The sequence below is a fragment of the Nitrospinota bacterium genome (genome assembly GCA_009873635.1).
Lineage (GTDB): Bacteria > Nitrospinota > Nitrospinia > Nitrospinales > VA-1 > LS-NOB.
Genome location: WAHY01000006.1, coordinates 19395 through 43406 on the forward strand (window position 1 = coordinate 19395; position 24012 = coordinate 43406).

Genomic DNA, 24012 nt, shown 5'->3' on the forward strand with positions numbered 1-24012 from the left:
GCTTGAACCGCGACTCGGTTGTAGACCTTAAAGAAGCGCGCAACCCGGAATTGGTTCTGGATGGAGAAAATGTGGTTCCCAACGATATAGAGTGGGATGGTTATATAAAGGTGGTGATCATTTCTGGTCCCAATACCGGCGGCAAAACGGTAACGCTAAAAACCCTGGGGTTACTAGCTCTGATGGCAAGGGCCGGGCTCTACCTGCCAGTCAAAGAACATTCCAGGATTCCATTTTTTCCAAAAGTTTATTCAGACATTGGTGATGACCAGAATATTCAGTTGAAGCTATCAACCTTTTCAGCACATCTTAAAAAAATCGTTCATATTTTGAACCATGTTGATGCCGGATCATTAGTTCTTCTTGATGAACTGGGAATTGCCACCGATCCACAAGAGGGTGCCGCCCTGGCGGAAGCCATTTTGTTAAACCTTAAAAATAAAGATGTGATGACATTGGTTTCCACTCACTACTTCAGCTTGAAGGTTCTGGCGCAGACCCAGGAAGGTTTTCTAAACGCCTGCACCGAGTTTGATCTTGATACATTGAGTCCCACTTATCGTTTGATTTTTGGTGCACCGGGTCAAAGTGCCGCCCTTGATACAGCTGAACGACTGGGACTGGATAAAAGCATAATAGAGCAAGCTCGAGGTTTGTATCAAACCAAGGATAACCGTGCCGAAGACCTGCTGAAAGATCTGACCCGTCAGAGACTGGAACTAAGCCGGGATAAGGAAGAAATCAAACTTGAGAAAGAAACGACTGAAGCCATGGCCAGGGAGCAGAGAATTCTGACCCATAGAATGCGAGAAGAAGAAAAGGATTTCCAAAAAAGTAAAAACAAAAAGCTACAACTGGAAGTACGAGCCGGAAAAGCTGAAATTCAAAAAATGATCCAGGAAATTAAGGGTGAAAAGAACCTGCCAAAAATTCGCAAAGTGGAAAGACAAATAAATTCGTTGAGCCAGGTACCTTTATCCTCAAAAGTAGAAGATGCAAAAGAATGGTCTTTACCCGTTGAAGAATTAAAATCCGGGGACCCGGTGTTAATTATGAACCTGGGTGCCTATGGCACTTTGCTTGAATCCCCTGAAGGTAAGAAAAAACTACGGGTGCAAATGGGCAATATCAATACGGTTGTTGATGCCAGGTCACTACGAGGCAATCCGCAGCAAAAAGGTAAAAAAAGCGAAAAGAAATTTTCAATGAACGTTCAAGCAGAGTCTGGAAATGATTCGGTCGCCTCTTGTGATTTAAGGGGTATGAATTCGGAGGAGGCAGGAGAAGTGATGGAGGCCTTTATCAGCCGAGCCATAGTGCAAAAAGCCCAGAGAGTTCTCATCATACATGGCCACGGGATGGGAAAAATCAAATCCCTTGTCCGCAGTTACCTGGAAAAATCAGGTCTTTGCAAACAGTTTATGGCTGGCGCTCGCCATGAAGGCGGGGACGGTGTCACCGTCGTTGAATTTTGATAATCAGGACAAAAACTCACTCACCTTCTTTTCCAATTCAGGCACCAATTGTTTCTCGAACCACGGGTTTTTTTTGAGCCAGATATTGTTTCTTGGTGACGGATGAGGTAAAACAAAATATTCCGGCAGATATGATTTCCAGCTTTTTACTGTTTCTGTCAGGGTTGCCTTCTTTTGCGAATTTAAAAACCAACCTTGTGCATACTGACCGATCAACAAGGTGAGCTTCCTTTTAGGGAGTTTACCCAATATCGGCGACATCCATGTATCCGCGCATTTCGGGGGCGGAGGCAAATCGCCGGACTTGCCTTTTCCGGGATAGCAAAATGCCATTGGAACGATCGAAAAATATGTCGTGTTATAGAATTGTTCTCTGGTTACATTCATCCACTCCCGTAATCTGTCGCCACTGGCATCGTTCCAGGGAATCCCGGTCTCATGAACTTTTATTCCCGGAGCCTGCCCGACAATCAGTATTTTTGATGTTGAAGCAAATGATAATGTGGGTTTTGCTGGAAAAGGGAGGTCTGCCTCGCAAAGTTTACAGACTTTGATATGTTGCCTCAGTTCTGTAATGGATTGATACAAGGATTTATTCTCCCCCTGAAAAACCGTTTTTTCAACTCATCTCGTTAAGATGCTAAAATATGTATTAAGACTTCAATATCAAGGAGAGCATAATATGCTTCAGAAAATATTAGCAAGTATAATCGTGGTTCTGGTTTTTGCGGTATCAAGTTGGGGACAACCTGCGGTCAGCTTAAGGGGGAAGCCTTTGACTCTAATAGGGGAAATAGCGCAGGTGGGTCAAACACTCCCGACAATCGCCCTCCCTGGCCTTGGTTTGAACATGATTGACCTGCAATCGTTCAAAGGCAAGGTGACTATACTGAGTGTTGTTCCCTCCCTGGATACTCCCACCTGCGATAAACAAACTCATATACTCAGCGAAGAGAACAAAGGGCTTGACCAAAACGCCAACCTGGTAACAATCAGCCGGGATCTGCCATTTGCGCAAAAACGCTTCGCTAAAGAAGCCAAGATCAACAACATCCTTTTTCTTTCAGATTATCGGGATGCTGAGTTTGGCAAATCTACCGGGCTATTGATTGAAGAAAGCCGCCTTTTGACACGAGCTATCATAGTCCTTGACCGTGAAGGGGTCATTCGATATCTGGAGGTGGTTCCAGAACTGGCCCGACTTCCTGAAATGGAAAAAGCCATGGAATTTGCCCGGTCATTATGAGCGCATTGAGTGTCGTGTAAACCGCTGATCTTCCCTCTTTTGACGTTTTTTGAAATACGTCTCGTAATCACGACAACCGCTCTTCAACTCGGAAACCTGACTCACTCCAAATGACCTCAAGAGATCCAAGATTTCTTTACGCTTGAGCTTCATATTTCACCTGTAAATAGCAAACTCTTACGTTTTTCTATCGACAGGTAACCTCAAAAACTTAAGCGCATTGACAGGGAGAAGGCACATGCCTAGTCAGGTCAGGCATGACAGACAGTAATACATTATCCAGCCAAACAGCTCTACATAATTGCCACTGCCGTTACGCCAGTCAGTTAAAAACTTTAACGAGTTGGCCGAATACTGATTTGGACTTTTTGAGTTTATCTTCATTACCCAGGGCACACACATTACCATTATCCCTGATTTCTTCGAACACAGATGCGTAACCCTTTAAATCTTCCAGCCGGGTAGATAATAATTCTTCGCGGATTTGTTTCTTCAAATCTTGGGTTCGGCCGGTAAGGTGGTCGATCATGGATGCCGAGCCTTTTCTGTCCGGCGTCAAAGGAGGATCCATTTTCCCGACACATCCTATGATTAATTTAGTCAACTCGTCATAAGACAAGTCCAAATTGCCCAGAAAATTTGCTATCTCATCATAAACAGCTAAAGTTTCGGCAAGATTGGGGTCTCGATAAGAAACCAGGTTGTAATCGCCAGTAAAAAAATCAAAAGAATTACTACTGCCATAAGCACCACCGTGAACCCGAACCTTGTCCCATAAAAACCCTGTACGAAGGAGTGCCTTCAACACTTCAAACTGGCCGGAATATTTAAACCCCAAATCATACAGGTTGGCCCCTTTGCCGACATGCTGGACATTACTGGCAGTTAAAAACCCCTCATTCAAAGGGACATCATCCAGAATCCATTCCTCGTTGCTGTATTCTTTCGTTGAAAGAGTATCCATCGTTTCATTGATTCTTTTTTCAATTTTTTTATAATCCTTTTTCCCTGACGTGATATTAAACAAGACGTTTTTGCGATTAAAAATTCGTTCAGCAACCTGTCGAAATTCGTCAGCCACCCCACCCGGATTTTTCTCAACACGCTCCAGCAATTGCTCCAAAAACCGGTAATACGTGATGCCATCGGTAAGGTCTTCAAACTTCCCGAGCCGTGACTGGTAAGACTGCAACCGGACTAATACATAGTGATTGCCATGAGGAACTATCGAGTCTGCCATATCGGCTTTTGCGCTACGAATGATCTCAACCAATCTCTTGTTATCATCAAAACTATATTCACCAAACAATTCGTCATAAAGATCAAACATGTTGTCCACTTTTTCCATCAACGCCTTACCATTGAAAAAGATATAAGAGAGAACCTGTTGACGATCTTCAACTGTAGCCGAGGAAAAATGAGAGGTGCGGATTCCACCCGTATGCATGCCTATCAATTTTGAAATTTCTGTATAACTACGTTTGCGAGTTCCCATTCCAAGCACAAGAGTCCCTAGCAGCGGGATATAAGGAATCATTTCGCGCGGTACCGATTTAGTACAGAACCCAATTTGAGTGTAGGCAATATTATTGGTGAACAAGTCGTGAAACAACACATTTGATTCGCTCTTGTTTTTTATTTCCAGAGGATACTTTTCAATTTCCTTAGGGACATCATTAATTTCCAGAGAAGGAAGCGTTGCAAGAGACTCAGGTGAGTCAGGGGTCAATTGCAATTCCTGGAGTTTTAGAGTTTCAGCAATCAACGCATCTAACTGACTCGAAGTAAGTTCATCTTTGACAGTTTTTAAAATTTTTCTTTCCCTGGCTTCTAACTTTTTCCCCAATCCTTGTTTAGGGCTCGCAACAAGGACAATTCGATGGTGATTCTCTATCAGGAACTGTTTTATCAAGCCTTCAAAATATCCATCATGCATCTGATTTCTAATCTTTTGCATCACTCTCTCAAACTTGAGATGGCTAAAAGGGTCTTTATCATAGAGCCATGAGCCTAACGCCTGGATGTTATAAACAATTCCTTTTGGGAAACCGCCAAAGTTTGCTTCCCGCAATCTGAAGTCTATCGAGTTGACGGCTGACAAAACCATGTCTTTTTCTATCCCCTTTTCCACCAATCCACGAAGGGTGGAATCTATGAGCCCAACAATTTTGTCCTCAAGCTCCAGCTCTGAGCCTTTTAGCCCAACGGCAAACATAGTATCGGCACGATTATCATCGAAACCTCCGCCTATAACTTCACTGCCTAATTCGGAGGCTATAAGGGCATTTCTTAAAGGAGATGCTGAAGACCCCAGCAAAAGATGGCTCAGAATGCTGAACCCGAGACAATGTTCGTGATTTACAGCTTTATCCAGCTTATACCCTACCAGCACATAAGTTTTTTTCTCCAGGGATTCCCCTGTAGAAACCGGGTAGGATATAAGTTTTCTTTTGGGTTTCCTGAAAGACCTCTGGTGAGCAATGGTGGTATTGACATCCATATACTCAAAGTCCTGCAAATATTTTTCCTGCAAAAAGTCCAGATAACTTTGGGTATCACCATCTCCATAAATAAAAAGCCTGCTATTCGAGGGGTGATAGTGTTTTCTGTGAAACTCCGTGAATTCCTGATATGTCAACTCAGGAATGCTTTTGGGATCACCCCCGGACTCAAACCCGTATGCAGTCGATGGGAACAGCAAGTGGGCCATCTGACGGTCCACGCAACTTTCAGGGTTGGAAAACTCACCCTTCATTTCATTAAGCACAACCCCTTTATAGACTATTTTATCTTCCGGGCTGTTAAGCTCATAGTGCCAGCCTTCCTGCTTGAAAGTCTCTTCAGTAATATTGGGGTAAAACACCGCATCAAGATAAACATGCATGAGATTAAAAAAATCTTTCTGGTTCCTGCTGGCGACAGGATACATCGTCTTATCAGGAAAAGTCATCGCATTTAGAAAGGTCTGCAAACTACCTTTCATGAGTTCAACAAAAGGTTCCTTAACTGGAAAGTTTTTAGAACCGCATAAAACACTATGCTCAAGGATATGGGCAATCCCAGTATCATTTTCAGGAGGGGTCCTGAACGTTGCACTGAAGACCTTGTTATCGTCATCGTTTTCAAGGACCATCAATTGAGCCTTTGTAACCTCGTGTTCAAAAAGGAGACCGAGAGACTTCAGCTCCTTAATATTCTTCTTTTTGGTCAATATGAATCCGCTATAACTTTTATTGAGTTCAAACCCCATAAAGCACACACTCCAGTTCAAAATATTTTTGATTACGATGCTTAATCGCAACAACCCCCTTTTCAGAAAGGCGTGTTATTTGATGCCATTCAGCCTCTATAAAACAAATGATGTCGCCCGCTTATTTAGCTTTAATATCAAGGCCTATTGGGCAATGGTCCGACCCCATAACATCAGCCAGGATGAATGAGTCTTTGACCTTTGCCATAAGTTTTTCTGTAACAAAAAAATAATCAATGCGCCATCCAATATTTTTTGCTCGAACATTAAACCTGTAACTCCACCAGGTATATTGATCCGGCTCAGGATGAAACACCCTGAAACTATCCACATAGCCATGAGACACAAACTTATCGACCCATGCCCTTTCTTCCGGCAAAAAACCGGAGTTTTTTTCATTAGCTTTCGGATTTTTCAAATCTATTGCCTTGTGGGCCGTATTCACATCTCCTGTGATCACCAGCTCTCTACCTTGCGCCCGTAATTGTTCGCAATGGTCCAGAAACGCATCATAAAACTCCATTTTATACTGTAATCTTTCAGAACCGCTGGTTCCGTTAGGAAAATAAACATTCAACAAATCAAAATCTTTGAATTCGACCCGGATCAAACGCCCTTCTACATCAAACCGGTCAATCCCCATTCCCATATGAACCGATTTCGGTTTCTTTTTTGTAAAAACAGCAACACCACTATAACCCTTTCGTTCAGCTGAATTCCATATAGTATGATAACCATCAGGATTCAGTATGGTCTCGTCAAGGTCCTCGGTTCTGGCCTTTATTTCCTGCAAGCAAACTATTTCCGGCGATTCAGACTCCAACCAGTTAAAGAATCCTTTTTTAACCACAGCACGCACACCATTAACATTCCAACTCAATATTCTCATATAGACCAAAAGTTATTGCCGGAGGATTATATTAGATTCTTACATTCATTTTCCGGATATTTAAAGCTGGCAAGTATAAACAATTTTGCGAAATATCATCGAAGAATTTTTGACTCCAGCTTCAAAGATACAGAGCTGCAAAATAATCCATATATCCCGGTGATAATTTTCCGCACAAACTTCACAATACTTGATGGCATGAAGGTCTTAGTTTTCAGAATCAAATAGCAAGATACATTCTCAGAGAAACCATACATAGGAGACAATAGCCCAACCCACAAAAATGACACAACGTGGACAACCGAAAATATGAGACTGATAAGTATTTGCCAACCTTATGACAACTAAAAAAAATTCCCTAGTATATTCCAATTCATCTATTAGTAACCTACTACATAAAGATACCACAGCACCTTTAAATCATAAGATTTCCGAACCTGAAAAATACCACACAATCCTGACATAAATGTAATATTTCCAAGGATTTATTTAAGTTATAATGGTTTCAGATTCCATCATAAAGAATCAGGTTTTTGCAAGTTTATTCGATATCATATTATCCGTAACTTATTTAGTTTAAAGAATAAAATGGAAGAGAACATTTTAATTATATTATTGTTGTTGATGCTTGGTACTGTTGCGAAGGTAGCGTTCGGCGCTATTCGCAAGAAAAAACCAGCCAAAACAAAATAACTAAATCAGATAATCAGCATTTTACAAACCAGCCCCAATAAAGGGACTGACGACCTCATTGTATCTTCATCACTCACCTCTCCCAGGAACACCCTACCCCCCAATATTTTCAATAACTTAAATACAACCCATGGTTTTTCCTGTAAAAATAAGGTATCCTTCAAACATAGCGTCATATTTATTTTAGACACAAATAGAGCAGGTCATTGGGAGGAAGACTGATATGTGGATATACAAAGCTATGGGATGGACAGCACTATCATTAGCATTCTTTATGAATGCGCCAATCTCCATGGCGGCTGAGGTAGCTGATACATCAGCTTGCGATGCGATCACCAAGGAAGTTCGTAGAGGACGACCCGGGGTAGCCCCGGTAACAGTTATTGATGGGAAAGGACCCACTGATTCCATGGCAAGGGTCGGTTTATTCTCATCCGCAGCAAAACCAACCGGCAAGCTTTCCAAAGAAGACGAGAGAAACCTTTGCCTTGCGCTAAGCCCTATAAAAAACCCTGAAAGTCGCTACAAACATAAAGATCACAGTAATTATTACTGCACCCTGATTCTAAATCGGGATAGCCAGACCTATTGTTTTGCCATTGTTCTCGGTGAACCGGGAAAATGCAACAATATAGTGAGTGCAGAGCTTGAAAAGGAATGTCTTACTAAATCCAAATAGTCATCAATTTTAGCGTTCTCAATATAAAAGGCAGTCTACGGACTGCCTTTTATATTGAGCTTTTTCATTTCCTCCCAACTCTCTTTCCTCAATGATCGCAACAAAATACTTTCCACAATGTCAATGGCCGCTAAATGTTTTATTATAATTGAGTTTTAATGCGCAGCTTTCATCAGGGCAAACTCGTTTCAAGTTCTCAATTAGAAGGTAAAGATGCCATCACCAGAACTGGATATTGACAACCTGACCGTTTCTTTTCACACTCCCAAGGGTAAACTGACTGCAGTTAATGGAATCAGTTTCCAATTGAACGAAGGCGAAATATTGGCTTTGGTTGGAGAATCAGGATGTGGGAAGACCGTCAGCGCCCTTTCCATTCTGCGTCTTTTGCCAGAACCACCGGCGGAAATTTCAAGTGGCAAAATTCTATTTTCAGGGCAAAACCTTTTATCCATGAACACAAAAGAATTGCAGAATCTGCGTGGCCATTCCATTTCAATGATCTTTCAGGATCCGATGACTTCTCTTAATCCGGTCTTGACCATTGGAGAGCAAATGGCCGAAACACTCCTTCGTCATACAACCATGACTCGCCAGGAAGCCTTGAAAAAATCAGCAGACTTGTTGGAGCGGGTTGAGATACCCTCTCCTAAAGACAAGTTAAAATATTACCCTCATCAACTCAGCGGAGGAATGAGACAACGCGTCATGATTGCAATGGCCCTTGCCTGCTCACCAAGAGTCCTCATTGCTGACGAACCTACGACAGCCCTTGATGTTCTTATTCAAGCCCAGATCCTAGAGCTTCTCAAAAATTTAAAGACGGAAGCTGGCATGTCCATTCTTATCATTACCCATGATCTTGGAGTTGTCGCGGAAATTGCCCAGAGGGTTTTGATCATGTATGCTGGAGAAATCGTAGAGTCCGGACCCGCAAAATCTCTTCTTGAAAACCCGTTTCATCCTTATACCAAAGGGCTCATCGCCTCTGTACCAAAACTCGGAACACATAAACATACAGGCGAAAGATTGCAGGAAATCTCAGGCAACGTCCCCGGTCTGGATCAGCGTCCTTCGGGTTGTTCGTTTCACCCTCGTTGCGAATGGGCTATCGAAAAATGCAAAACCCAAAAACCCGTGTTGCGTGAAGCGGGTGCCCAGAGGCAATGGAGCTGCCACCTGGAGCAGGGATCGATATGAACACAAAAAACGGCATTCCACTGCTGGAAGTCAGAGACCTCAAGAAACATTTTATACAACATAAAAAACTTCTCGAAGAACAGGCACCACCTGTTCGCGCGGTAGATGGTATTTCATTCACAATGCAAGCAGGTGAAACACTGGGTTTGGTTGGGGAGAGCGGATGTGGAAAGTCCACAGCAGCCAGAACCTCTCTGCGACTGATCGAGCCAACTTCGGGACAAGTGAGGTTTTGTGGAACAAACTTGTTTGACCTTAAGGAAACAGAGCTGAGAAACCTTCGAAAGGAGATGCAAATAATCTTTCAAGATCCTTATTCAGCTGTCAATCCGTCAAGACGTGTAGGCAAAATAGTTCAAGAGCCTTTTGAAATTCACGGCTACCAAAACAAAAAAGAAAACTCCGAAAAAGCCAGACAACTTTTAGAGTATGTGGGGTTGTCACAAGGGCACTTCAACAGTTACCCGCATGAGTTGAGTGGCGGACAGTTACAGCGAGTAGGAATTGCCCGGGCAATAGCTCTTAACCCCAGATTGGTGGTGGCTGATGAACCCGTATCAGCTTTGGACGTTTCCATACAAGCCCAGATCATTAACCTGTTGCAAGACCTGAAAGAAAAACTGGATATATCCTACTTATTTATTTCTCATGATATGGGGGTGATTGAGTATTTTTGCGATCGGGTCGCAGTAATGTATCTTGGAAAGATCGTTGAAATTGCAAACAGCGAACAAATATACAATTCAGCCCAGCACCCTTATACAATTGCCTTGCTAAACGCAATTCCCAATCTAGCATCAGGAGAGACCAAACAAAAAACATTCATAAAAGGAGATATCCCCGATCCGGCAAGCACGCAAAAAGGCTGCGCCTTTCAAAGCCGATGCCCGATCAAAGAAAAACAATGCGAACAAGAAATACCGGAACTTAAAGAAATCAATACCGGTCATCAGGTTGCGTGTTTCCTAAAACATTAACCTAATAGAAAAGGTGGGCATTCCTTGCCGAATTTAATTTTTCAGAACATCATCTGTTTCCCGGGTTTCAGGCATTGGCGAGGCGTGGTGCATGATCATTTTCCATGAATCACCCTCAAGGTAAAACAGGTTTGTAGCAAAAACTTTTGAGGCTGACACTCCTATTTCAGCTATGGTATACAGTTTTTCGATACATGAAACCCATGCCAGATTTTCTGAAGCGATAACCTGCACATCAGAAATTTTTATTTCCATATTGCCTGAATTCTCAAAAATTCCCGCCCAACTATTCAACGTTGCCTCAAAACCTTTAAGAGGTGGCCACCCGGGATGAACACAAGTTGTGTTCAAATTATGCCCCCACACTTCTTTCATCGCTTCAATATCTCTATTATTAAAAGCTTTATAAAAGTTTTCATTCGCAGACAAAACTCGATCTTCACTTATCATTAAATGCTTTCCTTTTAGTTTTATTGTTTTAAAAGGTGCTCAACGGCTCGGAAGGTTTCAGGCGACTCCCAGTTTTTAGCACCGTCAACACGAGCGACAACCCTCCCCAACTTATCAATTACATAGGTAAATGGAATGGTAAAAGATGGATAAAGTTTTTCAGCAACACCATTTATATCCAATAATATCGGGAATGATAATTTGTGTTTATCAACAAACTTTTGGACTTTATCAGAGTCTCCTTTATCAAGGCTGACTGCGAGAATGGTTAACCCTTCAGACCGGAAGCGGCGGTACAGGTTTTCAAAGCTGGGCATTTCCCTTACACAAGGAACACACCAGGTAGCCCAGAAATTAATGATAATCACTTTTCCAGAGTGATCGTCAAGTCCTTCCAGGTTACCCTTAAGGTTTCTTAAACTAAAACGTGGAGCAAGATATCCTTCTTGCGGTTTAAACTGGTTTGCATCCGGGTTTTCCGTACCGGTTTTTTGGATACGGAGCACGAGCAGAGTCAGAGCCACAATTATAAGCAGGCCCAGAAGTACGTCCCTAGGACGAATAAAGCTTTTCCCTTTTGAGCCGGTCAATTTCATCCTTTAGTTTTTCCTGCCGCACCCGCTCACCCATCAGCAGGAAATAAAGCAGCGTGAAAGCACCCAGAGATATGCCCAGTGTTGCCAACATGCTCGGGTCCATGCCCTTACCAAGCCCTTCGCTGGAAATAACCTTGGGTTGAGGGTGGAATGTTCGCCACCATAATACAGAAAAATGGATAAAGGGGATATTTAGAAACCCAATAATACCAAGTACCGCCGCATAACGAGCCCTCATGGAACCGGCATCACTTTGTGCTCGAAGCATGAGGTATGCTACATAAATCAGCCAGAGTATCAGGGTAGATGTCAAACGTGCGTCCCACACCCACCATGCCCCCCAAATTGGCCGCGCCCAAATCGGGCCTGTGATCAAAACCAGGGAACAGAAAACCACACCGATTCCTGCTGAGGCGTGAGCATAAATATCCCACTCCCTGTCCTTCTTCCACAAAAACAAAATCGAACAAATAAAAACCACAAAGAAAGCAAAAAATGAAAGCCATGCGCAAGGAACATGGAAGTACATGATGCGCTGGATCACTCCTTCTGTCTTTTCAGTAGGAACATATAAAAAAATCGAGACCATTGCCGCAAGAAGACCAATACCGGTCAACCAGACCAGAACATTTCCTTCCTCCTGGCTGTCTTCTACTTCTTCAGGGTTCATCTTCATCCTTCTTTGCTCAAAGTTTCTTTTAGCAGGTTCAGGTCTTTTTCGAGAGAGCGGTTACGTTGTTTGAGCATATACACATAAAAAACTATGCCGCCCCACACAAACACATTAGCCGCAAATAAAAATCCCAGGTTATCCATTCCGTCACTCCTCCAGAATATGGTCAATCGTCATGATGGAGACACCAATATAAATGATATCGAAGGAAGCCGTCAAACCAATCCAGTTCATCATTTCCGATAAAGGTTCGCCAGCCAGAACTTGCCCGGTCATTCGAACCACTCCAATGACAACAGGAATCATTAACGGATAAAGTAAAATAGGCAACATGATTTCCCGCGTTTTCAGGTTTGAGGCTAACGAAGATAACAGGGTACCCAGAGCGCAGAACCCGAGGGTACCCAGAAAAATTACAAGCAAGAGTGGTAATAAATGATCTATCAGGTCTATGTTAAAAAAAATCATGAACAGCGGCATAATGAACAATTCCATAATGCTAAGGAAAGCAAAATTACTGACCAGTTTGCCAAAATAAACGGCCGTTCTATCTGCAGGTGTCAACATCAACCCCATGAGGCATCCATTTTCCTTTTCAAGCATGAAAGAACGATTCAGCCCCAAGGTTCCTGAAAATAAAAACGCCACCCACAAAACTCCGGGGCCAACCTCACTGGCCTTAACAATGCTGAGGTTCACAGAAAAAATAAAAATCAAAATAACCAGCAACGCAAAAATGAACATTGAACTGAACAGTTCACGCGTCTTGAATTCGGTCAGGAAATCTTTCCAGACTATAGATGAGACCTGACTGAAAAAAAGGTTCATAAATTCATCCTTACATCAATGAGGGCGAATTCCCATAGTAAACTGGTTATTACGAACTGCATCAAAATATAGAGTCTCAAAGTTTTCCCTATCAATATCTTTAACATCCTCAAAGAATGCAAACTGCCCCATAACCTGCAAGGCAACTTTATCGCACATTTCCAGGCCGCAGGAAATATCATGCGTAGTCATCAATATTGTCCTCTTCTTATCATGTAAAGACTGAAGGTGCTCCTTGAGCACATTGGATGCGTGAATATCCAATCCAGTGAAAGGCTCATCTAAAAATAAAATGGAAGGATCATGTAGAATAGCCCTTGCGATGGACAGCCTCTGCAACATACCGCGTGAAAAAGTTCTAACACGATCATTTCTGCGTGGAGCCAACCCTACATCCTCAAGAGCGTTCAAAGCTGATTCATGAGGACGTTCCACTCCATACATCTTGCCAAAAAAAATCAAATTTTCCATTGGGGTCAAATCAGCATATAAAGCAGAAGAATGCGAAATAACACCTATCTCACGCCGCATCTCCGCCATCCCTTCTTCCACTTCATAACCAGCAACCCTCGCTGAGCCTGATGAAGGACGCGTTAATCCCGTTAGAATCTTAATAAGGGTGGTTTTTCCCGCGCCATTGGGACCAAAAACAGATAAAAATTCCCCACGCTTCAGGTCAAAACTGATTCCATCTACAGCTTTTAAAACTCCAAACTCTTTACGCAACTGTCTAACTTCAATAGCGGAGGAATCGGGATTGGAATTATCTACCATACATTTTAGTGCCAGATAGTATAGTCAGGTTTAATGGGATTTATGTGGCTTGCCTTTTTTTCGTTCCTTTTCCAATCGGTCCAGTTCCTCAAGTATTCCCGTTGCTTCAGCTTCAAGTCTATGTAGAAGCTCATTGTAATCGGGCTCTGAGATTTTTCCCGTATTGAAATCGAACTCCAACTCTTTAATAGAAATAAGTGTTTCTTCCTTGCGAACCAATAGATGCTTATATTCATCCATCAAAGGGTCCACGGGTTCCATCAGCTTTTTGAGTCTCAACTTGCCAAAAAGAGGTATCCCCACAACAAGAAGGACCGCAACAATCGAAACCAACTCTAAGAAGTGGATGAATCCCATTCCTACAACTCGATCCCGTCTAGTTCGTCTTTTAAACGTTTGGAATATTTTTTAGAAATTTCGGGTTCAGCCACAGGAGTCTCTATAGGACCATTATCGCCTTTTTTTCCTACCCAGGCCTGAAGAATTTTACGAACTCCAAATCCTCCTGCAATCAAAGCTACAAACGGTGTCATCCAAGCTGTGAGGTTGAATCCGAATTTAGTAGGCGCGGATAATACTGTTTCGCCGTATTCATCCACCTGCATTTTTACTATTTGTTCAACGGTGAGACCTGATTCCAGCATTTTCGTAAACTTAGCACGGGTTTTATCAGAAGTAGAACAAGTGCAGTTTATAAGAACTTTTCCACACTTGTCATCGCATTTGCACATGAGTTGGTTTTCAAGATCCTGCAACAAAGCTCCAGCTTCAAGCACCTGACCTGTTGAAAGCCATCCAAATACAAATAAAAATATTAACGCTTTTAAAACTTTCATCCGGTTACTCCTGCGCAGGAGAAGGGAACAACTGCTCCTGCCTGCGAATCCTGTCCAGGCGGCGTCTTTGTTCTAATCGATCCGGCCACATAGAGATCATCGTGCCAAAAGCTATAATCCATCCACCTGTCCACATCCAACTGACCATCGGATTCACATAAACTTTTATCGTTGCTGATTCATCTTCACGGAAATCCGCCAGAATCATATATAAATCTTCCTTCCAGGTTGAAAGGACATCCACTTCAGAAACCGGCTGGTTCTGTCCCTTATAAAATTCTTTTTCAGGATGGCCTGTCCAATACCGTCTTCCATCACGCTCTACAGCGAGTTGGGCAATAATTCGAGTCTTAACGTTTGTGGCTTCCACAGCAACCAGTTTTTGATACGTGATTTTATAACCCCTGATTTCAAAGGACTCCCCCAGTTGCAAATGTTTTTCCGTGTGAGTTCCATAAGCCTGCGACCCCGCAATACCCGCAAAAATCAACACCACTCCTATATGGACAATATAACCCCCATAACGTCTCTTATTGCGCCAAGTAGCCGTCGCCAAAGCGCCAACAACAGACTCCTCATGCAACCCCATTCTCGAAACCGTAACCTTGTAAAACTCGGCGAGGATAGAAGCCATCACGAATACACAAAGTACAAAAGTCACATATGTATAAACCTCGGCTCGACTTTCCAAGGGGACAACCGGGAACAATACAATTGCCGCTACAATGGAGGCAAGCAAAGGTTTTAAAAAGTTTTTCTTCAGGTTGGAAAATGTTGCCCTTCTCCAGGCGATTACAGGCCCAATACCAATCAGCGCTAAAAGCGCAAGACCTATGGGAACATTCACCTGGTTATAAAATGGCGGCCCCACCGTTATCTTCACACCCCGTACAGCTTCTGAAATGATCGGGAAAATAGTACCCCAAAATGTTGCAAAAGCAATTCCCAGCAAAACCAGATTGTTAAATAAAAAACTACTCTCTCGAGATAAAAAAGAATCCAGTTCATTCGCGCTTTTTAGAAGAGGTAGACGCGTAACGATCAAAGTAATACATGCCGCAATGACTACAAAAAGAAAAGCCAGAAAGTAATAACCAAGAGTCGCCTCATCAAATGTATGAACAGATTGAATGAGACCGCTACGAGTGATAAATGTTCCAAAAATTGTCATTGCAAAGGTTAAAAGGATTAAAGACATGTTCCAGACTTTCATCATGTCCTTTTTTTCCTGAATCATCACCGAATGCAAATAGGCTGTGGCAATCAACAAAGGCATAAATGCTGCGTTCTCAACAGGGTCCCAGGCCCAGTATCCCCCCCAACCCAACTCAACATAAGCCCAGGAAGCTCCGAACAAATTTCCCATGCAGAGAAAAAACCATGAGATCAGAGTCCACTTCCGTGTCATTCTAATCCAGCCATCATCCAGGTTTTTACTGATAAGAGCCGCAACGGCGAAAGCAAATGGAACCGTGAACCCGACATAGCCCAGGTACAAGGTCGGCGGGTGGATCACCATCCAATAGTTTTGCAGAAGTGGATTCAGGCCGCGCCCATCTTCGGGCGGCAGTGGAATACGCTCAAATGGATTGGTGGAAAAGTTTATCAGAAAAAGAAAGAACACTACTATGGCGAGCATAACCGCCATCGCATAGGGAACCACTCGCAGGTTTTTTCCCCGGTTTTGAAAATAAACCACGAGCATGTAGGTGGTAAGCAAGAGTGTCCAGAAAAGCAGGGAACCTTTCTGCCCTCCCCAGAATGAAGAAACTTTGTAAAACGTATCTAACTCGCGATTGGAATAAGCCCAGACATATTGGAGGCTGAAATCATCGGTTAGAAAAGCTTTCCACAAACATATAGATGAGATAGCTACGCAGGTCCAAACAATAAATGGAGTCTTATCCGCACTCAAATAAAGGTCGATACGGTTTCCTCGGGCGGACATGATGTAGGCAACACAACCATATAAAGCCGTTGCCAGGGCCACCAATAATGTAAACTCACCAATATCATTCATGGTTTTTATAAACTTCTTAAATCCCGCATCTATGCTGGGTTTGCACGGTTTTTCAGGGAGGGTTAGATTGTTGTTTTCGGCAAGGCTTCCGCTTTATTGATGCCCGGCCTTTTATACTCGTCAGCTTTGGGGAGTGTACCCGGATGCATCTTTCCGGCCTCTTTTTCAGCTTCATATTTAGACGGGCAACTGGTCAATAAAGTGTTGGCGTGGAAAACACCATCCTTCCCTAAAGTTCCCTCGACCACCACCTCACCTCCATCAACAAACATATCCGGTGTCACCCCTTGATAAGCTACCTTCAACGAGGAATCATTCTCCTCAATAGAAAAATTCACATTTAAATAATCATTAGGGTCCCTTTGAATTGAACCATTTACCACATTGCCTTTTACTTTTAATCCAGCACCGGTGAATGAAACTTTCTGGCTCATCAATTCGTCCACGGTAAAGAAATACTGCGAAGTATTACTGATTCCCATTGTTATCAAATATCCAATGGCTCCAACAATCAGCAAACTACCCACTAAAAATCTTGTTTTTTTCTGCTTCATAACCGGCACACACCCTCTGAGTTAAGAATATCATTAATTTATTGAGGCTTTTTTCATAGTAGCATCCAGAATTTAGCCTTGTCAAAGCAAATCCATTGGAAGGAAAAGGGTAAAAATTCTCATGCAATAAATTAATCCAGGGCAGGACATATATATAATGTTCTAACTCAAAATTACGATTTTTTTTCTCAGGTTTCCCGTCCCCCCATCATTCTTCCATGTCCTGCTATTTTGATCGGTTCCGATAATGGCGGTGTCACGACCTGTTTTCCCGGAAAAACCCCTTTTCTTGCTCGCTCAAAATCAATCAAACCCTTTTTAAATAAAAAGTTATACAATTTTTGCCCGTTCAAATTTTCGACTTTTTTCACACCTTTTCTGTTGACAGTTTGTCACGTTATGTTAGGATTGTGTACTAAAGTGTCGTAAAATGTAATTTTATGTCATAGTTTAAAAATTTGGTGAATGCAGTGTTAAACAACTTTCTAGGAACCTACAACATCAGTCTGGACGACAAGGGGCGGTTCAACGTGCCGGCGAAATTTCGCAGCGCGCTCGAACAGTTTGGTCCGCAATTGGTGGTGTGTGTAATGGATCATTATCTAGTGGTCTTTCCTCAGAAAGAATGGTCCGAAAATGAGGCCAAGCTGAGCGACCTGAACGCATTCGACAAGACCGACAGAAACCGATTACGGGAGTTTTATTCCAGGGCAACCGAGTGCGAAATGAAGTCTGGAAAGATACTGCTCCCTGCCAACCAGAGAGAGATTGCAGGATTAAACAAAGAGGCCATCTTGGTGGGAATGTCTAAAACCTTTGAGGTCTGGTCCCCAGAAGAATGGTCCAAGCAAGGGGAACAATAGTGGCCGCTCCATAGACATTAGCCAGCTATGGACTAGCCAAAACATCATGCCAACGTACCACGAATCGGTAATGAAAAATGAAGTGCTTCATTACCTGAATGTTCACATGGAGGGTGTAATCGTGGATGGCACACTTGGGGATGGAGGCCATACGGAATTCATCCTGAAAAACACAGCGCCTGATATCCGGGTCTTTGCGATCGACCGGGACAAATCCGCTATAGAGCGGGCCAGTAAAAGACTATCTCCTTTCCGTGACAGGGTTACTCTAGTCCATGGCAACCTGGCAGACTTAAAAAAACTGGCAACCCAAAACGGGATCACCCGTGTGGTTGGGTTGTTGATGGATCTGGGAGTCTCTTCACCCCAGTTAGATTTACCCGGACGCGGCTTCAGCATAAAAAATGATGGTCCTCTCGATATGCGAATGGACTCCTCCCAAAATACTACGGCCGCAGATCTTCTGGAAAATCTTTCTGACGCTGAACTGGCGTCCATTATTAAAAATTATGGTGAAGAACGTTATTCAAAAAAGATTGTCCGGGCAATTCGCAAAGAACAGGCTGAGCGCCCAATAACCTCTACTGGCCAACTCTCACAAATTGTTGCTCAAGTGGTCCCGGCACCAAGGCGCTCACGGATTCACCCTGCTACGAAAACTTTTCAAGCGCTGAGGATAACTGTCAATGATGAACTGGTGCAATTGAAAACTGTTCTGTCTGACATGATGGGTCTGCTTTGTTCGACAGCGCGTGTCGCAGTGATTTCGTTTCACTCTCTTGAAGACAGGATAGTGAAAACATTTTTCAGGGATCAGGAAAAAGGGTGTGAGTGCCCACCCAGGACCCCTATATGCATTTGTGGAAAAACGCAGAGCTTGAAGGTTTTAACCCGCAAACCCATTGTGCCTTCTGATGAAGAGGTCGCGCGAAACCCAAGATCGATAAGTGCGAAATTAAGGGTCGCGGAAAGGGTTTATGTTTGACGGAGTTCGAGGGCTGATAAAAGGCCGGCTCCATGTTACCTCAAAAGATTTCTGGGTGGTCATTTCCGTGTCCATCCTGTTCATGTTCGGAGCTCTGGCTCTGGTTTGGCCGAATATCAAAAAAATCAAACTGGCGTATGACTATCAGGATCTTGCAAAAGAACACGAGGAATTGTCCAGGGAGAATCAGTTGCTTAATCTTGAGCGTGAAAGCCTGAGGTCTTTGAACCGTATTTATCATTTAGCCAGAAACGAAGTGGGAATGAAAGAGCCTGATGAAGGCAATGAAATCACAATAATACTTAAATAGCAAACATGGCAAAACACGGAAAACAGAATACCGGATCCTTTAAGGACGGAATCAAAACTCGTCTTATTATCGTCTCGGCATTGTTCTTTCTTGTCGTTGCCGCTTTGATAGTCCGGCTGGCCTCCCTGCAAATCCTTCAACATGAGACGTTGCTGGCAAAATCTGAAAAACAATACGTGGGAACGGTTGAAACTCAGTTTGGGCGTGGAGTGATCTACGATCGAAACTTGAATGAGCTGGCACAGAATATCGAAGTGGAATCTGTTTATGCCAATCCTTCTGAGATATTGAACCGAAAAGCCGCGGCCCGTGTGCTTTCTAAAACATTAAATTTGGATAGGAATAAGGTCTATAAAAAAATCTCCTCGAAAAGGGATTTTGTCTGGATCAAGCGTAAAGGTGATCTTGAGGGAATTGCAAAACTAAAAGAAGCTGATCTGCAGGGGATAGGGTTTCTTCCAGAACAAAAAAGGTTTTATCCAAAACGTGAACTGGCGGCAAATGTTCTTGGATTTGTCGGTGTGGACAATCAAGGGCTTGCTGGCGTGGAACACGCTCATCAATCCCGGCTCAAAGGCACCACGATTAGACGGGTTACCGAACGTGATGCGAAGGGAAGAAGTATTCAGCCGCCTGAAAGTTTGCGCGATTCCAGTCGAAAAAGTTTTGATCTTGTTCTTACTCTCGATGAGGTCATTCAATTCACCGCCGAATACCACTTAAAGAAACAGGTTGAACGTTTTAAGGCGGACTCGGGAATGGCCGTGGTTATGGACCCTCGCACTGGGGAAATTTATGCAATGGCCAATGTGCCTCAGTTTAATCCTAACAACTACAGGGCGTTTTCCCAGCATATATGGAAAAACAATATTGTTGCGGGTTCCTACGAGCCGGGATCAATTTTCAAGCCCATCGTTGCAGCTGCCGCGCTCGATAAAGGGCTGGCCCGACCGCATGACATTTACTTTTGTGAAAACGGGAAGCTTAAAATTGGTAAAGCAAATATAGGAGAAGCTTCAGACCATAAGTTCGGCTGGATGACCATGAGCGATATCATTGCGAAATCCAGCAATATTGGTGCAATAAAAATTGCCCAGCAGGTTGGGAAAAAACCTTTTTATGAGTACATCCGTAAATTTGGTTTTGGGGAGAAATCAGGGCTGTCTCTACCGGGTGAGTCGGCGGGGCAATTAAAAGATCAAAAAAACTGGAGCAACCTTTCTCTTGCTTCAATTTCTTTTGGCCATGAAATTGCTGTCACTCCCATTCAAATGGTCACCGCCATGTCGGCAATCGCCAATGGCGGAATGCTTATGGAACCTCATATCATAAAAGCGCTGATCAAAGACGGAGAGGTTGTGGAAAAATTCGGTCCGAGAAAAATTCGACGTGTCATCTCCAAAAAAACCAGCCTGCAAATGGTCGAAATTTTAAAGTCTGTGGTGAAAAATGGTACCGGGAAAAAAGCAGCATTGGACGGGTTTGATGTGGCAGGAAAAACTGGAACGGCTCAAAAATATAATATGGAGACCCGCTCTTATTCCAGCACAGAATTCATTTCCTCCTTCATTGGTTTTGTCCCGGCAGATTCTCCGAGACTGGTAATACTGGTGATGATTGACAACCCGAAAGGTTTGCATTGGGGGAGTGTTGTGTCGGCGCCAGTGTTTCAGAAAATAGCAAAAAAGGCGTTGCGTTATTTAGACATTACGTCAAGCAAAGAACGCGTTTTAATTCTTGATCGAGCCTGATGGAAACTACAAGTTCAACAAATTGGCTGGAGTATCCTGAAAATGGTTACCTTAACGTGACTAACAAAAATACACAAAAACTCTCGAGTTTGATCCTGGGATTGCCCGTCACCAATATTCTGGGAACCATGGACAGGGATATTCGAAATATTGTCTACGACTCCAGAAATTCTGACGAGGACAGTCTGTTCGTTGCCATACATGGAGAAAATTGGGATGGTGGGCTATTCATAAAAGACGCTATCGCAAGAGGAGCGACTGCTTTCATCACCCAAACTTCTCTGGACTCTATTAATGGACTCAGCCTCGGCACGCGCGATGTAACAGCCTTGAGTGTTGAGGATTCTCGCCGAGCGCTTTCTATTATTAGCGCTAATTTTTATCGTCAACCCTCAGAGCGCATAGCTTTAACTGGTATCACTGGAACTAATGGAAAAACCACTACGGCTTATATTCTGGAAGCTTTATTCAGCGCAAAAGGAATTCGCACGGGAGTTATTGGCACAATTAATTATCATTATGGAAATAAAAAACTCTCTGCGCCTGTAACCACACCCGAATCTCTGGACCTGAATCGCATGTTGGCTGCAATGATCGAAGATAATGTTCAAAATTGTTTTCTTGAGGTTTCATCCCACGCTCTACACCAAAGCCGAGTTAATGACATGCTTTTCAAGGTTGGAATTTTCACGAATCTGAGTCGCGATCACCTGGATTTCCATGGCGACATGAAGAGCTATAAGGAAGCCAAGAAGAAATTATTTCTTGATAATCGCGTTCAACAAAAAATTTTCAATATAGACGATGCTGTGGGTCGAGAGTTTGCTGGCGAGTTTAAAACGGATTCTTTTACTACGGGAATTGACGGCAATGCGGATTTCAAGGCTGAAAATATTTTACTGACAAAATCAGGTTGTCAATTCACTTTAAAAACACCCTTTGGGACTGGGGAGATCCGCTCCAATCTCCTTGGCCGGCACAATATCCACAACCTCATTTCCGCAGCGGCAGGTGCTATGGCTCAAGGTATTTCTTTGGAGGAAGTCCAGAAAGTTGCTTTAAACATCCAGCCTGTCCCGGGGCGGTTTGAAAGTATTGAAAACAATCAAGGGTTTTCGGTTCTGGTTGATTACGCGCACACTGATGACGCACTTAAAAACGCAATTTCAGCAGCAAAATTGTTTACCGAGGGAAAAGTGATCGTCGTTTTCGGATGCGGGGGAGACAGAGACAAGGGAAAAAGGCAAACCATGGGTCAGGCTGCTCTGAATGAAGCGGATTTTTCGGTCATTACTTCTGACAATCCTAGAACAGAAGATCCCTCTCAGATCATTGAGGATATCCTGCGAGGCATACCTGCTTCTGCTGTCGAAGGTAAAGATTATACCGCGATCACCAGTCGGAAAGAGGCTATTGAACATGCCATCGATATTGCCGGGGAAAATGATTTGGTTTTGATCGCCGGCAAGGGGCATGAGGACTATCAGATTCTGGGAACACAAACTATTCACTTTGATGACCGGGAAATCGCCCGTTCTGCTTTAGGAAAGAGAATTCATTGATGGAAGGTCAAGCTCAAGATTGCCTCAATGCTGTTGAAGGCCAGCCCTTGCAAGGAAAGCTCTCCAGTTCATTCAAGGGAGTTTCTATAAATTCCCGCACCGTATCAAAAGGTGAACTGTTTATTTGCATTAAAGGAGATCGGTTTGATGGTCATGATTTTCTGGCCGAAGTCATCGAAAAAAGAGCCGGGGGAATCATTCTCTCCAGCCCTGAGAAGTTGCCCGGCGCATCTTGCTCAAATGGAGAAGAGCCTTTTGTGATTCGCGTTCAGGATACGCTTAAAGCTCTGCAGGATTTGGCAACCTTCCAGAGAAAACGGTTTCCCTTTAAGGTTGTCGCCGTTACAGGAACAAATGGAAAGTCAACCACCAAAGAAATGATCGCTTCAATTTTAGAAACCAAATTCAAAACGTTAAAGACAAAGGGAAACCTGAATAACCATATAGGGCTTCCCCTTTCTCTTCTTGAAAGAGAACCTTCTCATGAGATGGGTGTTCTTGAGTTGGGGATGAGTGCCGCCGGGGAAATAAAAAAACTGGCCGAGATTTCCCAGCCTGATATCGGTGTGATCACTAACATTTCAGAAGGGCATCTGTTGAAGTTGAAAACTCTGAAAGATGTTCAGTCCGCAAAAGGTGAATTGTTTGACGCCCTGACAAAGGAAGGGACGGCCATTGTAAATGCTGATGACCCTCTTGTATTCGAGCTGGCAAAATCGCTCCGCGCTAAGACTGTAACTTTCGGCATAGACCAGCCAGCCGATGTAAGAGCCAGCGAAATAGAAAGAAAGGACAACCTTGGATTCCAATTTAAGGTCAACCTTTTTGACAAAACTCTCTCAGTGAATCTCCCTTATCTGGGCTACTGCAATATTTATAACGCACTGGCCGCGCTGGCTACCGGTTATTCGTTAGGGATTCAGGAAGAAGATATGGCTAACGGACTTGAGAACTCTCAGCATATGTCTCAACGTAACGAACAATTGCGACATAAGGAGATTGACCTGATTAACGATGCTTATAACGCCAATCCCAGATCCATGACCGAAGCCTTAAAGACACTGGATCATTTTAAAACCCGGGGACGGCGGATATTTGTAATCGGGGACATGCTGGAGCTTGGAGATCAGTCTGAAGTAGCGCATCAAAAATTAGGCGAAGAAATAGCACGGTCCCAAACAAATATTCTTATCACTGTAGGGAACCTTGCAAGCCTGTCTGCGGAAAGCGCGCGCTTGATAGCGAAGAAAAAAATTCATATTGAAGAATTCACCAGTCATCAGAAGGCATCAGACTTCCTGGTTCAGGAAACGGTTGGTGGGGATTGCGTAATGTTCAAAGGTTCACGCGGTTCAGCTATGGAAAAAGTATTACAACTATTTTTGGAAAATAAGAATTAAA

Annotated in this window: 25 protein-coding genes and 1 pseudogene (1 of these 26 cut by a window edge); 12 read left to right on the forward strand and 14 right to left on the reverse strand. The window is 43.3% G+C overall.

Annotation, left to right across the window (positions count from 1 at the left end; all coding sequences use genetic code 11):
* A pseudogene (locus F3741_05265) lies at positions 1 to 6 on the forward strand (hypothetical protein); it begins 1131 nt to the left of the window's first position.
* Positions 3 to 1475, forward strand: coding sequence for a hypothetical protein (locus F3741_05270; GenBank protein ID MZG30210.1), 1473 nt, complete (start codon positions 3 to 5; stop codon positions 1473 to 1475). The pseudogene F3741_05265 and the gene F3741_05270 overlap by 4 nt, the downstream one beginning before the upstream one ends.
* A gap of 3 nt (positions 1476 to 1478) precedes the next feature.
* Here F3741_05270 and F3741_05275 read toward each other — a convergent pair whose 3' ends face one another.
* Positions 1479 to 2063 carry a uracil-DNA glycosylase family protein gene (locus F3741_05275; protein ID MZG30211.1) on the reverse strand — a complete coding sequence of 195 codons (585 nt, stop codon included), beginning with the start codon at positions 2061 to 2063 and terminating at the stop codon, positions 1479 to 1481.
* A 94-nt stretch (positions 2064 to 2157) separates the two neighbouring features.
* Here F3741_05275 and F3741_05280 point away from each other — a divergent pair, with 94 nt between their 5' ends.
* Complete coding sequence (locus tag F3741_05280; GenBank protein ID MZG30212.1) at positions 2158 to 2721, forward strand: thiol peroxidase; 564 nt, start codon at positions 2158 to 2160, stop codon at positions 2719 to 2721.
* A gap of 322 nt (positions 2722 to 3043) precedes the next feature.
* On the opposite strand, the gene F3741_05285 is transcribed toward F3741_05280, so the two are convergent.
* Together F3741_05285 and xth are read right to left on the reverse strand one after the other, a co-directional pair.
* Entirely contained in the window at positions 3044 to 5971 is a 2928-nt protein-coding gene (locus F3741_05285; protein ID MZG30213.1) for a peptidase M16, read from the reverse strand.
* A 121-nt stretch (positions 5972 to 6092) separates the two neighbouring features.
* On the reverse strand, positions 6093 to 6860 hold the full coding sequence (gene xth, locus F3741_05290) for an exodeoxyribonuclease III (GenBank protein ID MZG30214.1): 768 nt from the start codon (positions 6858 to 6860) through the stop codon (positions 6093 to 6095).
* 916 nt (positions 6861 to 7776) lie between these two features.
* Here xth and F3741_05295 point away from each other — a divergent pair.
* The 3 genes from F3741_05295 to F3741_05305 all read left to right on the forward strand — a co-directional run bounded on the left by F3741_05295 (position 7777) and on the right by F3741_05305 (position 10409).
* Positions 7777 to 8232 (forward strand): hypothetical protein, encoded by a 456-nt coding sequence (locus tag F3741_05295; GenBank protein ID MZG30215.1) that lies wholly within the window; start codon positions 7777 to 7779, stop codon positions 8230 to 8232.
* 213 nt (positions 8233 to 8445) lie between these two features.
* On the forward strand, positions 8446 to 9432 hold the full coding sequence (locus tag F3741_05300; GenBank protein ID MZG30216.1) for an ABC transporter ATP-binding protein: 987 nt from the start codon (positions 8446 to 8448) through the stop codon (positions 9430 to 9432).
* Positions 9429 to 10409 carry an ABC transporter ATP-binding protein gene (locus F3741_05305; GenBank protein ID MZG30217.1) on the forward strand — a complete coding sequence of 327 codons (981 nt, stop codon included), beginning with the start codon at positions 9429 to 9431 and terminating at the stop codon, positions 10407 to 10409. The genes F3741_05300 and F3741_05305 overlap by 4 nt, the downstream gene beginning before the upstream one ends.
* Before the next feature lie 33 nt (positions 10410 to 10442).
* Here the strand turns inward: F3741_05305 and F3741_05310 are convergent, their stop codons facing one another.
* The 11 genes from F3741_05310 to F3741_05360 form a co-directional block, all read right to left on the reverse strand.
* On the reverse strand, positions 10443 to 10859 hold the full coding sequence (locus F3741_05310) for a nuclear transport factor 2 family protein (GenBank protein ID MZG30218.1): 417 nt from the start codon (positions 10857 to 10859) through the stop codon (positions 10443 to 10445).
* Between the two features lie 20 nt (positions 10860 to 10879).
* The gene (locus tag F3741_05315; protein MZG30219.1) at positions 10880 to 11455 is read right to left on the reverse strand and encodes a TlpA family protein disulfide reductase; all 576 of its coding nucleotides are present in this window, start codon (positions 11453 to 11455) and stop codon (positions 10880 to 10882) included.
* Positions 11412 to 12131 (reverse strand): cytochrome C assembly protein, encoded by a 720-nt coding sequence (locus F3741_05320; GenBank protein MZG30220.1) that lies wholly within the window; start codon positions 12129 to 12131, stop codon positions 11412 to 11414. Before F3741_05320 ends, F3741_05315 begins: the two co-directional genes overlap by 44 nt.
* Positions 12128 to 12271 carry a CcmD family protein gene (locus F3741_05325; protein ID MZG30221.1) on the reverse strand — a complete coding sequence of 48 codons (144 nt, stop codon included), beginning with the start codon at positions 12269 to 12271 and terminating at the stop codon, positions 12128 to 12130. The genes F3741_05320 and F3741_05325 overlap by 4 nt, the downstream gene beginning before the upstream one ends.
* Before the next feature lie 4 nt (positions 12272 to 12275).
* Entirely contained in the window at positions 12276 to 12956 is a 681-nt protein-coding gene (locus F3741_05330; protein MZG30222.1) for an ABC transporter permease subunit, read from the reverse strand.
* A 15-nt stretch (positions 12957 to 12971) separates the two neighbouring features.
* Positions 12972 to 13730, reverse strand: a complete 759-nt coding sequence (gene ccmA / locus F3741_05335) for a heme ABC exporter ATP-binding protein CcmA (protein ID MZG30223.1) — start codon at positions 13728 to 13730, stop codon at positions 12972 to 12974.
* A 30-nt stretch (positions 13731 to 13760) separates the two neighbouring features.
* A complete protein-coding gene (locus tag F3741_05340) occupies positions 13761 to 14087 on the reverse strand; it encodes a hypothetical protein (protein ID MZG30224.1) in 327 nt (108 codons plus the stop codon).
* Positions 14088 to 14089: 2 nt separating this feature from the next.
* The gene (locus F3741_05345; protein MZG30225.1) at positions 14090 to 14566 is read right to left on the reverse strand and encodes a hypothetical protein; all 477 of its coding nucleotides are present in this window, start codon (positions 14564 to 14566) and stop codon (positions 14090 to 14092) included.
* Positions 14567 to 14570: 4 nt separating this feature from the next.
* Positions 14571 to 16586, reverse strand: a complete 2016-nt coding sequence (locus F3741_05350) for a heme lyase CcmF/NrfE family subunit (protein MZG30226.1) — start codon at positions 16584 to 16586, stop codon at positions 14571 to 14573.
* Positions 16587 to 16648: 62 nt separating this feature from the next.
* A complete protein-coding gene (locus tag F3741_05355) occupies positions 16649 to 17140 on the reverse strand; it encodes a cytochrome c maturation protein CcmE (GenBank protein ID MZG30227.1) in 492 nt (163 codons plus the stop codon).
* 188 nt (positions 17141 to 17328) lie between these two features.
* On the reverse strand, positions 17329 to 17511 hold the full coding sequence (locus F3741_05360; GenBank protein ID MZG30228.1) for a hypothetical protein: 183 nt from the start codon (positions 17509 to 17511) through the stop codon (positions 17329 to 17331).
* Positions 17512 to 17598: 87 nt separating this feature from the next.
* Here F3741_05360 and mraZ point away from each other — a divergent pair, with 87 nt between their 5' ends.
* The 6 genes from mraZ to F3741_05390 are packed head-to-tail and all read left to right on the forward strand — an operon-like array spanning position 17599 to position 24011.
* Entirely contained in the window at positions 17599 to 18003 is a 405-nt protein-coding gene (gene mraZ / locus F3741_05365; GenBank protein ID MZG30229.1) for a division/cell wall cluster transcriptional repressor MraZ, read from the forward strand.
* A gap of 46 nt (positions 18004 to 18049) precedes the next feature.
* A complete protein-coding gene (rsmH, locus tag F3741_05370; GenBank protein ID MZG30230.1) occupies positions 18050 to 18988 on the forward strand; it encodes a 16S rRNA (cytosine(1402)-N(4))-methyltransferase RsmH in 939 nt (312 codons plus the stop codon).
* The gene (locus tag F3741_05375; protein MZG30231.1) at positions 18981 to 19298 is read left to right on the forward strand and encodes a cell division protein FtsL; all 318 of its coding nucleotides are present in this window, start codon (positions 18981 to 18983) and stop codon (positions 19296 to 19298) included. The genes rsmH and F3741_05375 overlap by 8 nt, the downstream gene beginning before the upstream one ends.
* Before the next feature lie 5 nt (positions 19299 to 19303).
* A complete protein-coding gene (locus tag F3741_05380; GenBank protein ID MZG30232.1) occupies positions 19304 to 21049 on the forward strand; it encodes a penicillin-binding protein 2 in 1746 nt (581 codons plus the stop codon).
* Positions 21049 to 22611 (forward strand): UDP-N-acetylmuramoyl-L-alanyl-D-glutamate--2,6-diaminopimelate ligase, encoded by a 1563-nt coding sequence (locus tag F3741_05385; GenBank protein ID MZG30233.1) that lies wholly within the window; start codon positions 21049 to 21051, stop codon positions 22609 to 22611. The genes F3741_05380 and F3741_05385 overlap by 1 nt, the downstream gene beginning before the upstream one ends.
* Positions 22611 to 24011: a UDP-N-acetylmuramoyl-tripeptide--D-alanyl-D-alanine ligase gene (locus tag F3741_05390; protein MZG30234.1), complete on the forward strand. Its 1401-nt coding sequence runs from the start codon at positions 22611 to 22613 to the stop codon at positions 24009 to 24011. Before F3741_05385 ends, F3741_05390 begins: the two co-directional genes overlap by 1 nt.
* Position 24012 lies beyond the last annotated feature (1 nt).

Coding starts and splice junctions, on each gene's coding strand:
- F3741_05380 (MZG30232.1), top strand. CDS start 19,304: ATGGCAAAACACGGAAAACAGAATACCGGATCCTTTAAGGACGGAATC.
- F3741_05330 (MZG30222.1), bottom strand. CDS start 12,956: ATGAACCTTTTTTTCAGTCAGGTCTCATCTATAGTCTGGAAAGATTTC.
- F3741_05295 (MZG30215.1), top strand. CDS start 7,777: ATGTGGATATACAAAGCTATGGGATGGACAGCACTATCATTAGCATTC.
- F3741_05305 (MZG30217.1), top strand. CDS start 9,429: ATGAACACAAAAAACGGCATTCCACTGCTGGAAGTCAGAGACCTCAAG.
- F3741_05340 (MZG30224.1), bottom strand. CDS start 14,087: ATGGGATTCATCCACTTCTTAGAGTTGGTTTCGATTGTTGCGGTCCTT.
- F3741_05320 (MZG30220.1), bottom strand. CDS start 12,131: ATGAAGATGAACCCTGAAGAAGTAGAAGACAGCCAGGAGGAAGGAAAT.
- F3741_05300 (MZG30216.1), top strand. CDS start 8,446: ATGCCATCACCAGAACTGGATATTGACAACCTGACCGTTTCTTTTCAC.
- F3741_05375 (MZG30231.1), top strand. CDS start 18,981: ATGTTTGACGGAGTTCGAGGGCTGATAAAAGGCCGGCTCCATGTTACC.
- F3741_05280 (MZG30212.1), top strand. CDS start 2,158: ATGCTTCAGAAAATATTAGCAAGTATAATCGTGGTTCTGGTTTTTGCG.
- xth (MZG30214.1), bottom strand. CDS start 6,860: ATGAGAATATTGAGTTGGAATGTTAATGGTGTGCGTGCTGTGGTTAAA.
- F3741_05315 (MZG30219.1), bottom strand. CDS start 11,455: ATGAAATTGACCGGCTCAAAAGGGAAAAGCTTTATTCGTCCTAGGGAC.
- ccmA (MZG30223.1), bottom strand. CDS start 13,730: ATGGTAGATAATTCCAATCCCGATTCCTCCGCTATTGAAGTTAGACAG.
- F3741_05310 (MZG30218.1), bottom strand. CDS start 10,859: ATGATAAGTGAAGATCGAGTTTTGTCTGCGAATGAAAACTTTTATAAA.
- rsmH (MZG30230.1), top strand. CDS start 18,050: ATGCCAACGTACCACGAATCGGTAATGAAAAATGAAGTGCTTCATTAC.
- F3741_05385 (MZG30233.1), top strand. CDS start 21,049: ATGGAAACTACAAGTTCAACAAATTGGCTGGAGTATCCTGAAAATGGT.
- F3741_05350 (MZG30226.1), bottom strand. CDS start 16,586: ATGAATGATATTGGTGAGTTTACATTATTGGTGGCCCTGGCAACGGCT.
- F3741_05355 (MZG30227.1), bottom strand. CDS start 17,140: ATGAAGCAGAAAAAAACAAGATTTTTAGTGGGTAGTTTGCTGATTGTT.
- F3741_05285 (MZG30213.1), bottom strand. CDS start 5,971: ATGGGGTTTGAACTCAATAAAAGTTATAGCGGATTCATATTGACCAAA.
- F3741_05325 (MZG30221.1), bottom strand. CDS start 12,271: ATGGATAACCTGGGATTTTTATTTGCGGCTAATGTGTTTGTGTGGGGC.
- F3741_05390 (MZG30234.1), top strand. CDS start 22,611: ATGGAAGGTCAAGCTCAAGATTGCCTCAATGCTGTTGAAGGCCAGCCC.
- F3741_05345 (MZG30225.1), bottom strand. CDS start 14,566: ATGAAAGTTTTAAAAGCGTTAATATTTTTATTTGTATTTGGATGGCTT.